This window comes from Spirosoma fluminis (genome assembly GCF_054778895.1).
Map to the genome: position 1 here is coordinate 58,254 of NZ_BAAGZD010000010.1, position 13,635 is coordinate 71,888.

General features: G+C 52.5%; 12 protein-coding genes. 5 read left to right on the forward strand and 7 right to left on the reverse strand.

What is annotated here, in order from left to right; translation table 11 throughout:
- The 3 genes from ACYVBJ_RS13850 to ACYVBJ_RS13860 form a co-directional block, all read right to left on the reverse strand.
- On the reverse strand, positions 1-432 hold the full coding sequence (locus tag ACYVBJ_RS13850) for a MarR family winged helix-turn-helix transcriptional regulator (protein ID WP_460982899.1): 432 nt from the start codon (positions 430-432) through the stop codon (positions 1-3).
- 115 nt (positions 433-547) lie between these two features.
- Positions 548-1,519 (reverse strand): alpha/beta fold hydrolase, encoded by a 972-nt coding sequence (locus tag ACYVBJ_RS13855; protein WP_460982900.1) that lies wholly within the window; start codon positions 1,517-1,519, stop codon positions 548-550.
- A 143-nt stretch (positions 1,520-1,662) separates the two neighbouring features.
- A complete protein-coding gene (locus ACYVBJ_RS13860; protein WP_460982901.1) occupies positions 1,663-1,833 on the reverse strand; it encodes a DUF1059 domain-containing protein in 171 nt (56 codons plus the stop codon).
- Between the two features lie 139 nt (positions 1,834-1,972).
- Between ACYVBJ_RS13860 and ACYVBJ_RS13865 the strand changes: the two genes are divergently transcribed.
- From ACYVBJ_RS13865 to ACYVBJ_RS13885, 5 genes are all read left to right on the forward strand, one after another.
- A complete protein-coding gene (locus ACYVBJ_RS13865; RefSeq protein ID WP_460982902.1) occupies positions 1,973-2,176 on the forward strand; it encodes a hypothetical protein in 204 nt (67 codons plus the stop codon).
- A 165-nt stretch (positions 2,177-2,341) separates the two neighbouring features.
- On the forward strand, positions 2,342-2,836 hold the full coding sequence (locus tag ACYVBJ_RS13870; protein WP_460982903.1) for a hypothetical protein: 495 nt from the start codon (positions 2,342-2,344) through the stop codon (positions 2,834-2,836).
- A gap of 39 nt (positions 2,837-2,875) precedes the next feature.
- Complete coding sequence (locus ACYVBJ_RS13875) at positions 2,876-3,427, forward strand: cupin domain-containing protein (RefSeq protein ID WP_460982904.1); 552 nt, start codon at positions 2,876-2,878, stop codon at positions 3,425-3,427.
- A 244-nt stretch (positions 3,428-3,671) separates the two neighbouring features.
- Positions 3,672-5,846, forward strand: a complete 2,175-nt coding sequence (locus ACYVBJ_RS13880) for a S9 family peptidase (RefSeq protein WP_460982905.1) — start codon at positions 3,672-3,674, stop codon at positions 5,844-5,846.
- A 41-nt stretch (positions 5,847-5,887) separates the two neighbouring features.
- The gene (locus tag ACYVBJ_RS13885) at positions 5,888-7,522 is read left to right on the forward strand and encodes a M1 family metallopeptidase (RefSeq protein ID WP_460982906.1); all 1,635 of its coding nucleotides are present in this window, start codon (positions 5,888-5,890) and stop codon (positions 7,520-7,522) included.
- Positions 7,523-7,585: 63 nt separating this feature from the next.
- On the opposite strand, the gene ACYVBJ_RS13890 is transcribed toward ACYVBJ_RS13885, so the two are convergent.
- From ACYVBJ_RS13890 to ACYVBJ_RS13905, 4 genes are all read right to left on the reverse strand, one after another.
- Complete coding sequence (locus tag ACYVBJ_RS13890; RefSeq protein WP_460982907.1) at positions 7,586-8,830, reverse strand: NAD(P)/FAD-dependent oxidoreductase; 1,245 nt, start codon at positions 8,828-8,830, stop codon at positions 7,586-7,588.
- A gap of 161 nt (positions 8,831-8,991) precedes the next feature.
- Positions 8,992-9,996: a 4-hydroxyproline epimerase gene (locus ACYVBJ_RS13895; protein ID WP_460982908.1), complete on the reverse strand. Its 1,005-nt coding sequence runs from the start codon at positions 9,994-9,996 to the stop codon at positions 8,992-8,994.
- 69 nt (positions 9,997-10,065) lie between these two features.
- Positions 10,066-10,974, reverse strand: coding sequence for a dihydrodipicolinate synthase family protein (locus ACYVBJ_RS13900; protein WP_460982909.1), 909 nt, complete (start codon positions 10,972-10,974; stop codon positions 10,066-10,068).
- Positions 10,975-11,394: 420 nt separating this feature from the next.
- Positions 11,395-13,626, reverse strand: coding sequence for a xanthine dehydrogenase family protein molybdopterin-binding subunit (locus ACYVBJ_RS13905; RefSeq protein WP_460982910.1), 2,232 nt, complete (start codon positions 13,624-13,626; stop codon positions 11,395-11,397).
- Positions 13,627-13,635 lie beyond the last annotated feature (9 nt).

Genomic DNA, 13,635 nt, shown 5'->3' on the forward strand with positions numbered 1-13,635 from the left:
TTATTTAGTTCTGATTTTATCCAGGAGTGTATTCAATGTTCGTACTTCGTCTTCGGTCAGGTGACTCACGATGGATTCAAAGTCGTTGAACTCAACCGCCACCGTTTCCACAAACCGATTCGATTCTTCCGTTAGCCGCAGGTTCACACGCCGTCGGTTCTGCGGATCCACTTCGCGCACGATCAACTGCTTCGCCACCAGACGATCCATGAGCCGGGTTAAGTCTGGATTTATATCCGTCATCTTCTCTTTCAACTGCCCCGCCGTGAGGGGGTCGGGGTATACTTTTGATAACAGACGAAGAACAATGTATTGTTGAACGGATAAATCAAACGGCGCTAACTTCTGGCCGAAGTAATTGAAGATATAGCCATCCGTCTTGTGCAGATTGGCGATCAGATAATGATATTCGTTGCGAAATTGCTTTTCCATAGCCGTATAGAGCCATCTAAAAAGACAACTAATATTTGTTTGAACGAATTTCGTTTGAACAGAATTTAATCAACTTTTAACCCGGTTGGAGCTTCCTGTTTGTCATGGATTCTCGTTAGGGCAGGAAGTCTGCCAGCGCCCCAATATAGTGATCGGGTACCTGAATATGGGGGATGTGGCCTACGCCGGGTAACTCCACGAGCTTGCTCAATTTTATCTGCTGGGCGGTACGTTTGCCCAGGGCGGGGTACTGGCCATATTGATTTTGCTGCTCCCTGGGCAACAGTGCTTTACCGACCACCGTTCGGTCGGCCTGTCCAATGATCAATAGCGTGGGAACGGTAATCCGGTTGAACTCGTAACAGACGGGCTGCTCATAAATCATCTGATACGTAACGGCATTCGCCCAGGCGATGTCGTTAAAATCCGACTTTTGTAAGTCGCTGGCCTGAACCTTTACGAGGGCTTCGTATTCTGGTTTCCAGACGGGGTAATAACTTTGCTGGTACTGTTTGTAGGAGGCATACGTCGCCTTCCGTTCTTTCTGGTACTGCTGCTCGATAGTCTGATAAGGGACGAAGGTCTTGTAATCTTCGAGACCAATTGGGTTTTCAAGAACTAGACGGGCTACCCGTTCGGGATACATGAGCGTGAAGCGAGTGGCCAGCATGCCACCCATCGAATGCGCCAGTACGAAAACCTGTTTGATGCCCAGTGTATCGAGTAGATGCTTTGTGTTGGCCGCTAACTGGTGAAAGCTGTAATGTAAGTTGGGGTGCGACGATTTACCCCAACCGACCTGATCGGGTACAATCACGCGGTAGCCGCGTTTGCTCAGCCATTGAATGACATTCGTCCAGTAATACCCGTTGAAGTTTTTGCCGTGCAGTAACAGAGCCGTATGCCCGTTAGGCCTTGCCGGTTTTACATCCATGTACGCCATTTGGACTGGTTCCGCTTCAAGGGTTAGGGCAAGATAACTAACCGGATACGGGTAGGGCATTGAGTCGGTACCCTGAGCCGTAGCGGGCCGTAGTGAAACTACCCAGCTAGCAAGTCCAAAACAAATCAACAAATAGAGTCGCATGCGTACGTAATGAAAGATTCGTTAACGCAACTCAAAATGCCAGTGATTGTTGACATTACCGGTTAGTAGGTCAGATTATAGCACTACGTTACTCTAAAAGGGGACCAGTCCGTCACTTCGGCTGGTCCCCTTCCCTTAGTTGGTTATTCGTCCCGAATTAACCCTTTAAGTTGGCCGGCCATTTCCGGGCTGACCGTTACGCCGTGAACTGTCTGGGCATGCTCTGCGGCCTGAGTTAATACGTCGGCGTCGGTAGTGGCCCGGATGACGCCTTCGCAGTCGAAACCGGCGTCGCGGCAGTGTAGCGTTTTCATGAATTAGAAGATGGTTTAGCGTTTGTCTCAACTGGCAAATGACATTGATAGCCAAGGTAATAAAGGAATTGGCTAGCTTTGTTGACGAATGAGTTATCGGTCGGGCTGCCTCGTGGGTGGCCATCGTACAGAGCGAAACATGAGTAAGCTTAAGAAGACATTGACAGCAATGATGATGATCCTGATCTGGGGCATTACGTTGGTCGTAGCACTTGGAGCCACAAACCATAGGGGCTTAGCGTCAATACTGTGTACTGGCATTGCCGTCAATGCGCTGGTTGCCATGTACTACAGTTGCATCGACCGCCGACCAGCCAGCTTTCGGCAGTGGTTGAGCTGGTGAAGGCATTTCCTGTTTGCATACGAATCGGATTTGGGCTAATAGGGAGCGTAACGGCATAATGGCGGTTGAGGTTGCCTGATCTTGCCCGGTACCGTATATTGCAAATAGGTTTGTGCTTCTGGCCAACGCCTGATTGTCTCCCTGGCTGGGACACCCGAATGATAGATGGCTTCGTGCTTTTTTTTGCCGCTGATAATTCTGGTGGTCAACCTGCTTTTTCTTGCCGATGAACCCTTTACGCTGGCCGGGTATCTGATCTGGTCGGCAGGTGGCATTGCCTATGAGCTACTGATGTGGGAGATTTCGATGCGGTGGCTACTCTACGTCCGGCGACGAGATACGGGGATTCAGCAAACCCGCCGACGGGTATTGATCACGTTTGTCGGCTACTTACTCATTACGTCCTCGTTGCAGGCATTTATCATCTGGTTTGCCGATGTCACCCGCACCAATTCGATTCCGATCACCGGGGCTGTATACATTAAACTTATAGCGGTTGGCTTCTTTAGTGTGCTCCGATGCCCAATATTTTACCGTTACGTTGCCCCTGCTTCGGCAGCCGTAATGTTACGTGGCCGGGTTCTGTTCATTTCCGGACGATGGCCGTTTGATCGGTTGTTTCTTCCGTTTCGTAGGGATACTATTTGGAATAGCCTATAGGCACCCGGCAACTTTATCGGGTAAACAACACACTACGCTATGGCTTTCCAGAACAAATTCATTCGCAACACTTTAACCGGCCAGTCGTTCCGGTTTTTGAAAACGGCTCAGGATACCAACGGACAACTACTGGAAATGGAGTCAGCTTACCAGCCAAATAGCAGCGAACCTGCGCCCCACTTCCACCCGCAGCAGGCCGAAGATTTCACTATTCTATCTGGCGAATTAACGGTTCGGATAAACGGCCGAGTAACGATTTTTAAACCGGGCGATAAACTACACGTACCGCCCAATACGGTTCATTCGATGTGGAATGCATCGGGAGCGGAGACGGTCGTGAATTGGCAGGTTCGGCCTGCTTTAGACAGTGAGTTTTTTTTTGAAACGCTTACCGGACTGGCTAATGATGGGAAAGCGGGGTCTACAGGCGTACCGCCTTTATTGCAGACGGCACTGATTGCCCGGCGTTTTTCGAGTGTTTTTCGACTGGCTAAACCATCTCCCGCCGTTCAAAATGTCTTGTTTGGCGTCTTATCGCCGGTAGCGCGGCTGGTAGGTTACCGACCGACCTACGACAAATACCTGAACTGATGTAAACGGCTGACGTGTAGCTCTTCGACTCCGCTCAGAGCTACACGTCAGCAATACATAGCGAGTCAGTCAACTCGTTTGTGATCAATCGATACTGTATGCGAAAACCTCCTCATCGATTCATGGTATTATGAAGACACCGAAACGGTAAGTTGAGCTAGTAACGTAATTTTTAGACGGTCTCTGGCTATCTTGCTGATGGAACGGCCCCGTAGGGTACTAGTCAGCAAACAGTTTGTTTTTCATGCTTCGATTTATTCTTATTCTTCTCGTTTTATCGGGTAGTACGCTGGTGTCGGCGCAACGGCTGCGCGCCGTTCGCTGGACGGATAACGGGAACAGTTACCTCTCTATTAAGGACGGCAGCCTCGTTCAAACGGCAATGGCGACCGGACAAACAACCGTTGTTGTACCCAAAGAGATACTCATCAATCCGGCTACGAGCCAACCCATTCAAATCGCCAACTATGATCTGTCAGCGGATCGATCGGTAATGCTGGTGTATACGAACACCGCCCGCGTTTGGCGACAGAATACCCGTGGTGATTATTACGTCGTGAGAATGAGCGACAAGCAGGTGCGTCAGGTAGGCAAAGATAGGCCGGCGAAGTCGCTTATGTTTGCGAAGCTGTCGCCCGACGGTCGGCAGGTGGCGTATGTCAGTGAACATAACTTATTCGTAGAGGACGTAGCGACTGGCCAGGCCCGGCAACTGACCACCGACGGCACCCGCAAGCGGATCAACGGTACGTTCGACTGGGCGTACGAAGAAGAATTTGGTTGTCGCGATGGGTTCCGGTGGAGTCCCGACGGTAAACAGATTGCGTACTGGCAGGTCGATGCAACGGGCATCCGGGATTATTTGATGCTAAATAACACCGATTCGACGTACTCCTTCACGATACCGGTGGAATATCCCAAAGTAGGGGAAGCACCATCCCCAGCGCGCCTGGGCGTAGTTAACATTGGGGGCGGGGTCACCACCTGGCTGCCCATACCCGGCGATCCGAAGCAGCATTATCTGGTGCGGATGGAGTGGTTGCCCAATTCGCCAGAACTAATCGTGCAGCAACTGAATCGGAAGCAGAACCAGAGCACCATCTTTATCTGCCCGGCCAGCGGTGCGGCTCCCCGGCCTATTCACAGCGAAACCGATAAGGCCTGGGTTGACTGCAAAGATGCGTGGAACGGGGGCGATCCGTCGGGCTGGGAGTGGGTCAACGGTGGAAAAGCGTTCCTGTGGGTATCTGAAAAAGACGGTTGGCGGCACTTGTACCGCATAGGTTTAGATAGTCGCGAGACCCTGTTAACGCCCGGTCAATACGATATTGCCAATATAGAGCTGATTGACGAGAAGGGCGGATACGTCTATTTCCTGGCTTCGCCCCAGAATCCGACGCAGCGGTATCTGCACCGCGTCCGCATGGATGGCAAGGGTAAACTGGAACGCATCACGCCAACCGAACAGGTGGGCACGCACGACTACGACCTGTCGCCAAACGGTCAGTGGGCGCTGCACTCATTGACCAGCCATACGATACCAACCTCGCGGGAGTGGCTTCGGCTTCCCGATCATAAACCGGCAGCAGTAACAGACGGAGCCGTTGCGGCTAAACCCGTCAATCGGCCGAATCTACAGTTTTTCGCCGTCACCACCGACGAAGGCGTAACGCTGGACGCGTGGATGGCGAAACCAACCGATTTCGACAGCACCAAAAAATACCCGGTTTTATTCTACGTATATGGCGAACCTGCCAGCACGACGACAAACGACGTCTTTTCGACCGGTATGAATAGTCTGTTCGCTGGCGATATGGCCAAGGCTGGATACTGCTATATCGCTGTCGACAACCGGGGAACCCCAACGCTGAAAGGGGCGGCATGGCGTAAGTCCATTTACCGTCAGATTGGCCGGTTGAATGTTCGCGATCAGGCTATGGCCGCCAAGAAACTGATGCAGCAGCATAGCTATCTCGATACGAGCCGCGTGGCCGTTTGGGGATGGAGCGGGGGCGGCTCAACCACCCTGCATCTGCTGTTTCAGTATCCGGATATTTACAAGACAGGTATCGCCGTTGCTGCTGTCGGTAATCAGCTGCTATACGATAACATTTATCAGGAGCGATACATGGGTTTGCCGCAGGAAAACCGGGAGGATTTCGTGGCTGGCTCTCCGATTACCTACGCTAAAAATCTCCGGGGTAACTTGCTGTACATCCACGGTACCGGCGACGATAACGTGCATTATGCTAACGCTGAGCAGCTTATCAATGAGCTGATTAAGCACAATAAGCAGTTTCAGGTGATGCCCTATCCGAACCGCAGTCACGGCATTTCGGAAGGGGCGGGTACGACGGAACACCTCCGCACGTTGTACACAAAATACCTAACGCAGCACTGCCCTCCCGGTGCACGATAGACACCTATCGGGTGGTTTCGAGTTTATCAATATTACCCTGCATGAATCGTATTCTTTGCTTTGCGCTTGTCTTACTGCTGCCCTGCGTTGTTCGTGCCCAACGGTACGAGTTTACGCATGACGATACGTTACGGGGCTCTATTACCCCCGAGCGGGTGTGGTGGGACTTGACCTTTTACCACCTGAGTGTTCGGGTCAAACCCGCCGATAGTACCATCAGTGGCAGTACCGCCATTACGTATAAGGTGCTGAAACCGAGTCAGGTACTTCAGGTTGATTTACAGCGGCCATTACGGGTGTCAAAAATTGAGCAGGACGGTCAGCCGCTGACTTTTCGGCAAGATGGGGATGCGTATTTTGTTATGCTCAAAAAGAAACAGCAACCCGGCGCAACCGAGCGCGTAACGGTTCATTACGAAGGCAAACCCCGGGTCGCAAAAAATCCGCCCTGGAGTGGTGGGTTCGTCTGGGCGCGCGACACGACGAAACAATGGTTCATTGCCACAGCCTGCCAGGGGTTAGGCGCCAGCTCGTGGTGGCCCTGTAAGGATCACATGTACGATGAGCCCGACAGTATGCTCATCAGCATAACCGTGCCGGAGCCGCTTATGGACGTTTCGAACGGAAAGCTACGCCGAACGGTGAAAAACGATGACGGTACACGAACCTTCGACTGGTTTGTCGCCAACCCCATTAACAACTACGGCGTCAACATAAATGCCGCCCAGTACGTCCACTGGTCCGATTCCTACGCGGGTGAGAAAGGGAAACTTGCCCTAAACTTCTATGCGTTGCCGCAGGATGAGGAACGGGCGCGCGCTCAGTTCAAGCAGGTTCCGCTGATGCTGAAGGCGTTTGAACATTGGTTTGGTCCGTATCCGTTTTACGAAGATGGCTACAAACTCGTGCAGACGCCGTACCTGGGTATGGAGCACCAGAGTTCGGTTACGTACGGAAATAAGTTCAGAAACGGGTATTTAGGACGCGATCTGTCCAAAACCGGCTGGGGGCTTTTATGGGACTTTATCATTGTACATGAATCGGGGCACGAGTGGTTTGCCAACAACATTACGTACCGCGATGTGGCCGACATGTGGATTCACGAGAGTTTTACGAACTACTCGGAGAACCTGTTCGTGGAATACTATTATGGCAAAGAAGCGGGGGCGCAGTACGTGATCGGGTGCCGCAATAATATTCGTAACGACAGTCCAATTATTGGGTATTACAACGTCAATAAGTCGGGGTCGGGCGATATGTACTATAAAGGCGGCAACATGCTGCACACCATCCGGCAGATTGTCAACGACGACGCTAAGTGGCGTCAACTGCTGCGAGGCATGAACAAGACGTTCTATCATCAGACCGTCACGACGCAGCAGATCGAAACCTACATGAGCCGCCAGTCGGGACGGAACCTGGCTAAAATCTTCGATCAGTACCTACGCGATGTGCGCATTCCGACTTTAGAATACCGGTTGAAAAATGGATTGGTTGAGTACCGCTGGGCTAACTGCGTCGCAGGATTTGACATGCCGGTTCGCATTTGCCTGGACGAATCTTCTACCTATCAAAACCTGCAGCCTACCACTTCCTGGCGTACGTTTCCGGCTAAGAAAGCAACTTCGCTGAACGTTGACGCCAATTATTACGTCAACGTTCGGCACCTGCCATAAGGATCATTGCTTATGCGATTACGGCTCGGACGGCTTATGAGGTGATGGGGTTTTAGCCTCTGGTTAAAACCGACTCGGACTAAAGGGGGCGATATCCAGGCTGGAGACATTCTGATCAATGACTTCGCTGACCAGTTTGCCCGTGGCAGGTCCCAAACTCAAACCCATCATGCCGTGGCCGGTAGCCAGCACTACGTTGTCGAAGCGATCAGAACGGCCAATGTAGGGTAGTCCGTCGGGTGAGCACGGACGTAAACCGCGCCAGACTTTGTCCACCGCCGGTAGCTCAACCGGTAGCTCTGGATAATACTGGTTGATCGACTGAGCAATGCCGCGAACCCGGTTCATATTGATGGTCATGTCTGTACCGGCTACTTCGAGCGTGCCGGCAAAGCGTAAATCCTGGCCCATAGGCGTAGCGGTGGCCCGCGCTTCGAGCATGATGGCGGGTATACGAACGTTTTTCGCTACGTTCCGAAGCATGAAGCTATAGCCCTTGCCTCCTTGCAATGACAGATTTAAGCCCAGTTGTTGAGCAATGACGGGTGACCAGGCTCCTCCGGCAATCACCACCGCGTCGACCGGGAAAGCGCCTTGAGCCGTTTCAATGGCTGTAAGGTGAGCACCTGATTTGCTAAACCCCGTAACCGAATGATTTTCCAGGATCGTTACGTCATTCTTACGGAGATAACCTACTAGTGAGCGGACCAGCTCGCCAGGATTGATGTGCGCATCACCCGGATATAACACACCCCCGCGTACGTCGACTCGCGTGGCTGGTTCCAGGTCCTGCACCTGCTGGCCATTGAGTACCCGCGCTTCGACCCCGGCTCGGTTGGCTACATCAGCTTCTTCGGCCATCTCGTGTTCAGCCGAAACGGTTTTGTAAAGCATCAAAAGGCCGCGCTCCTGCCATTCAAAGGATAAATCGCCGTTGGCCGCTAAGTCCTGGAAAAGCCGTTTGCTTAACAGACTAAGGTCGCGCAGGACCGGTATCGAGCGTTCGACGTGTTCGGCGGTCGCATGGCGGTAGAAAAGCCAGCCCCAGCGCATGAGGTCCATATTGAGTCGTGGTTTAACGTAGAATGGACTGGTCGATTTCAGCATCCACCGCATGCCTTTGGCAATCATACCGGGCTGCGCCAGGGGAATGATGTGGCTGGGCACGATCATGCCGGCGTTACCAAACGAACAACCGTCGGCAATAGGCCCCTGGTCGAACACGGTTACCCGATGCCCCGCTTTGTGCAGGTAATAAGCCGAACACAGTCCGACAATGCCTCCGCCAACAATTCCAACGTGTGCCATTTTGCTAAAGAGTGAAATCGGACCGCAACGGCGGACCGTCGCCGAAGCGGAGTGAATGAGCGAAAGAGTGAAATTGGTTTTCAACCATTCCCACCTTTTCGGTATGGGTTTTAAGAAGACAGGCGCAGGAGTGAATCGTTTTAAACAGGTCTCCAGCTCATTTATATGACCTGAAAGCCATGAACGTATGGGTCTTCTTCGTCAAGCAGGATGTGGTTATATCCGTGGATGCGGGCCCAGCCTTCAATGCTGGGAATGATCGCTGGTTTGCCTGCCAACTCCGTCTCCGCTTCAATACGTCCGTTGAAGATCGAGCCAATGATGCTCTCGTGAACAAACACATCGCCCGGCTTCAACCTTCCTTTGGCGTACCACTGTGCCAGACGTGCCGACGTACCCGTACCGCAGGGGGAGCGGTCGATGGCTTTATCGCCGTAGAACACCGCGTTACGTGCCGTTGAGGTCTCTTTCAACGGTTTCCCCGTCCAGAGGATATGGCTTAAGCCATTAATGGTCGGGTTTTCGGGATGCACGAAGCTGTATTGTTCGTTGAGTCGCTGACGCATGACGCGTGCCCAGCCAATGAGCTGTTCAGCTTTATAATGCTCCAATCCCGGGAAGTTTGGCTGCGGATCTACGATCGCGTAGAAGTTGCCGCCATACGATACGTCTACGGTGAGTGTGCCCAAGTCAGGACAGTCGACTGTCAGGTTTTCGGCTGCCAGGTATGACTTGATGTTCGTGATCTTTACCGACGTGACTTTCTTGCCCTCCTGTACATATTCTGCCCGAACCAGCCCCGCGGGCACTTCCAGGTTTAGGACACCCGGCGTTTTGGGCCGAATCAGGTTTTGCTCAATGGCTACCGTAACGGTGCCGATGGTGCCGTGGCCGCACATGGGCAGACAACCCGATGTTTCAATGAACAACACACCCGCATCGTTGGCCGGGTCGGTAGGCGGGTACAAAATACTGCCCGACATCATATCGTGTCCGCGCGGCTCGAACATCAAACCGGTCCTGATCCAGTCGTATTCACGGAGGAAATGCTGGCGCTTCTCGCTCATGGTTGCCCCCTGCAAAAACGGAATACTACCACCCGTTACCACCCGAACCGGGTTGCCGCAGGTGTGGGCATCAATACAAAAGAAATGGTATTCAGCCATTGGAAGTGGTTGAATGAAGGATAAGACGAGTAGATAAGTGAGCACACCCGGTTGTGTGCTTGTCATCAATTAAACGTTCACTACCGGCCGTTTCGCTAATGCCGTTTCAATAATGTTCAGGACCTGATCGCGTTCTGCGCCCTCGAGCGGCAAACGAGGTGCCCGTACGTATTCTGAACCGAGACCCGTTGCGGTGGCGGCTAGTTTGATGTATTGTACCAGTTTAGGATGAATATCCAACTCCAGTAGTGGCATAAACCAGCGGTAGATTTCCAGCGCTTCGGCAACCTGACCGGCTTTAGCCAGTTCATAAATGGCAACCGTTTCCTGCGGAAAGGCGTCTACCAAACCGCCGACCCAGCCATCGCAACCCAGCAAAAGACATTCCAGCGCCAACGTATCGACACCACCCAGTAGCTTGAAGCGGTCGCCAAAGGCGTTACGCATACGCGTTACGTTGGTTATGTCACGGGTTGACTCCTTCACCGCCTGAATATTGGGCAGTTCGGCCAGTTCCTCGAACATAGCAACGGTCGTCATGATTTTATAATCGTAGGGATTGTTATAGATCATGATCGGTAACGAGGTTTTGCTGGCTACCGCTTTGAAGAACGTAACCGTTTCGCGGGCGTCGGCCGGATAGCGCATGGGCGGCAACAACATCAGGCCGTCGGCACCATTTGATTCAGCTTCCTGGGCATAGGCTATTGCTTGTTTGGTCGCCTGCTCGGCAATGTTGACCAGCACGGGTACGTTACCCGCCGAAACCGTTAGTGCTGAGGTGAGCAACTGAATCTTCTCCTGATTCAGCAGGGTACTGGCTTCTCCCAGTGAGCCGCCGATGATAAAGCCGTGGACGCCGGCTTCGAGCTGGGCACGAAGGTTTTTCTCAAAGAGCGGGATGTCAAGCGCATCATCAGCGGTAAACGGAGTCAACAGCGCTGGGTAAACGCCTTCCCATTTGACGGGTACATGCATAGCTTTTGCCTTTATATGATCTGCCAATTTTTCACCAAAGGTACTCGTTACAAGCATCCTCGATTACCTATAAATTAGTGGAAACTAACACTATTTTCACATCAATGTGAGTAACGGCTTGTGGATCGCTATTCTGCCAGCATAATTGTAGAGAACAGAAGCAGCGGCAGCACGTGTGGTAGGAGTAAAGGTTGAGTCGCCGATAACTTAACGTGAGTACTAGGTCAAACCTAAGTAAATGCATTAGCAAACAACGGCCTGCTGGCGCACAGCCTTTTATAATTTACGTTAGTGTAGTGTGCTGCTGGAGAGGCACCTGTCTTTCTGCCCATTATGCACGTTAACTCAACTGAGAATAAACAAGACACCCCGGCTAAAGTAATCACTTCTTTAGCCGGGGTGTCAAAATAATTGAGTCGCTCACAGCAGCTTGTTCAACTGGATAGGCAGCTCTCGCACTCGTTTGCCTGTTGCATGGTAAATGGCGTTGGCAATGGCGGCTGGCATGCCTACGATACCAATTTCGCCTACTCCCTTAATGCCAAGCGGGTTAACTATGTCGTCGTATTCTTCTACGAAGATGACATCCAGGTCATGTATATCGGCACATACCGGTACGTGATACTCAGCCAGATTATGGTTCATGATCCGGCCGAAGCGATGGTCCATAACGCTTTCTTCTTCAAGGGCTTTACTGATACCCCACACCATACCGCCGATGATCTGACTGCGGGCGGTTTTGGGGTTCAGAATACGTCCGGCCGCAACCGACGTAACGGCTCTCGTTACCTTCACCGTACCCAGGTCTTCATCAACCTGTACTTCAACAAACACCGCCGAATGCGCGTAACGGGTGTATTTGGCCTGTTTCAGCGTGTTTGTAAAGGAGGTTGCTGTTTCGGTAATCGCCCGCCCGCCGTTCTGATCGACGATTGTCTGTACCGGAATCGATACCGACGGGTTTTGCTTCAGGCGAATCTGCTTGTCAATGAAAATGACGTCCTCGAAGCTGGCTTTGACAAACGGAGAGCCGGGTATTTTCTGTGCCATCTTCAGTAAAGTCTTACCCAGCTCTTCGCAAACGATTTTCACCGCCGAACCAACCGTACCAGCCGTGAGCGACCCGCCCTGGAACGGAGCCAGTGGCATCTCGGTATCCCCAAGCCTGAATATGACATCTTCGAGGGGGAAGCCGAGCGTTTGGGCGGCTATCTGCGTCATGATCGTGTACGTACCCGTACCAATATCGGCGGTGGCGCTGCTTACGCGCAGCTTCCCATTCACCGTCAGCACGGCTTCGGCCCGCGCCGGTAGCTGGTTCGCATCCCATACCCCGGTAGCCATGCCCCAGCCAATCAGGTTATGGCCGTTGCGCATGGACCGGGGCTCCGGATTCCGTGCCGCCCAGCCAAACCGTTCGGCAGCCTGTCGGTAGCACTCCCGAAGCTGCTTACTCGAAAATGGCCGCTTTTCGTCGGGATCGGTTTCGGTGTAATTTTTTAAACGGAGTTCGAGTGGGTCGATACCAAGCTTATACGACAGCTCGTCCATAGCACACTCAATGGCCGTTACCCCCGTTACGCCCCCTGGTGCCCGCATGTCGAGCGGAGTGTATACATCTAAGGGAACGACTTTATAGCCAGTCAGCGTGTTTGGCGAGTAGTATAAGCCCGTCGACCAGTTTACTACCGTCTCAATGTAGTCTTCAAACTTCGATGTTTCAGCAATCGCTTCATGGCGTAATGCATCGAGCGAACCATCGGACTGAGCGCCAAGCTCCACCGTCTGAAGTGTGACCGGGCGATGGCCAAACGTGAACATTTGCTGACGAGTAAGCGACACCCGAACCGAGCGTTTCAACTCCCGAGCCGCCATCACGGCCATAAACAACTGATACTGCGGCCGTAAACCCGATCCAAAGCCCCCCCCGACGTAAGGCGAAATGACCCGTACATCTTTAAAGGGTATGCCAAATACCTGCGCTACGTAAAGCTGGCTGTTGGGCGCACCCTGGGTTTTGTCGTAGATGGTGAGTTTGCCATCCGGCTCATACACGACCGTGGAGGCAAACAGCTCCATTGGGTTATGGTGTTCAAATCCGTGGTTATAGGCAACCGAAAGCTTGACGGGGGATTGGGCGAAGGCTTCTTTGAAATTACCGCGAGGCTTTGGTGGCGGTGGCTTCAGAAGCGTAGCTAGGCCCGTTGCAGGTTTTCTGGCTTTGTCTTCGTGTTGTTGCAGGTCTGTTTCGTGTTTTTCTTCTTCGTAGTCAACGCGAACCAACGTCGACGCGTAGCGGGCCAACTCGAAGGTTTCGGCCACTACCAGGGCGACTGGCTGACCGTTATACTTGATTTTTTCGTCGTGCAGCGGCCGGAACGGCGAGCCCGGTGGGGCATCCAGATCTTTGTAGTTCATATCGAACCAGGCAAGATCTGGACGGTTCTCATGCGTAAACACCTGTACTACGCCTTCCAGCGCGAGGGCTTCGCGGGTATCAATGCTGGTGATTTTGCCTTTCGTTATGGTACCGGAGACAACTACGCCATACGCCAGATTCGGTACGTTGAACTCCGCGGCATATTTCGCTTCGCCCGTGACTTTGGCCCGGCCGTCGACGCGGTTAATGGGTTTTCCTACTACGTTGCTCATACCGTTGAG

What these genes read in the sequence shown, in the direction of transcription:
- ACYVBJ_RS13895 (WP_460982908.1), bottom strand. Translation starts at nt 9,996, where the DNA reads ATGGCTGAATACCATTTCTTTTGTATTGATGCCCACACCTGCGGCAAC.
- ACYVBJ_RS13890 (WP_460982907.1), bottom strand. Translation starts at nt 8,830, where the DNA reads ATGGCACACGTTGGAATTGTTGGCGGAGGCATTGTCGGACTGTGTTCG.
- ACYVBJ_RS13865 (WP_460982902.1), top strand. Translation starts at nt 1,973, where the DNA reads ATGAGTAAGCTTAAGAAGACATTGACAGCAATGATGATGATCCTGATC.
- ACYVBJ_RS13875 (WP_460982904.1), top strand. Translation starts at nt 2,876, where the DNA reads ATGGCTTTCCAGAACAAATTCATTCGCAACACTTTAACCGGCCAGTCG.
- ACYVBJ_RS13900 (WP_460982909.1), bottom strand. Translation starts at nt 10,974, where the DNA reads ATGCATGTACCCGTCAAATGGGAAGGCGTTTACCCAGCGCTGTTGACT.
- ACYVBJ_RS13870 (WP_460982903.1), top strand. Translation starts at nt 2,342, where the DNA reads ATGGCTTCGTGCTTTTTTTTGCCGCTGATAATTCTGGTGGTCAACCTG.
- ACYVBJ_RS13850 (WP_460982899.1), bottom strand. Translation starts at nt 432, where the DNA reads ATGGAAAAGCAATTTCGCAACGAATATCATTATCTGATCGCCAATCTG.
- ACYVBJ_RS13855 (WP_460982900.1), bottom strand. Translation starts at nt 1,519, where the DNA reads ATGCGACTCTATTTGTTGATTTGTTTTGGACTTGCTAGCTGGGTAGTT.
- ACYVBJ_RS13860 (WP_460982901.1), bottom strand. Translation starts at nt 1,833, where the DNA reads ATGAAAACGCTACACTGCCGCGACGCCGGTTTCGACTGCGAAGGCGTC.
- ACYVBJ_RS13885 (WP_460982906.1), top strand. Translation starts at nt 5,888, where the DNA reads ATGAATCGTATTCTTTGCTTTGCGCTTGTCTTACTGCTGCCCTGCGTT.
- ACYVBJ_RS13880 (WP_460982905.1), top strand. Translation starts at nt 3,672, where the DNA reads ATGCTTCGATTTATTCTTATTCTTCTCGTTTTATCGGGTAGTACGCTG.
- ACYVBJ_RS13905 (WP_460982910.1), bottom strand. Translation starts at nt 13,626, where the DNA reads ATGAGCAACGTAGTAGGAAAACCCATTAACCGCGTCGACGGCCGGGCC.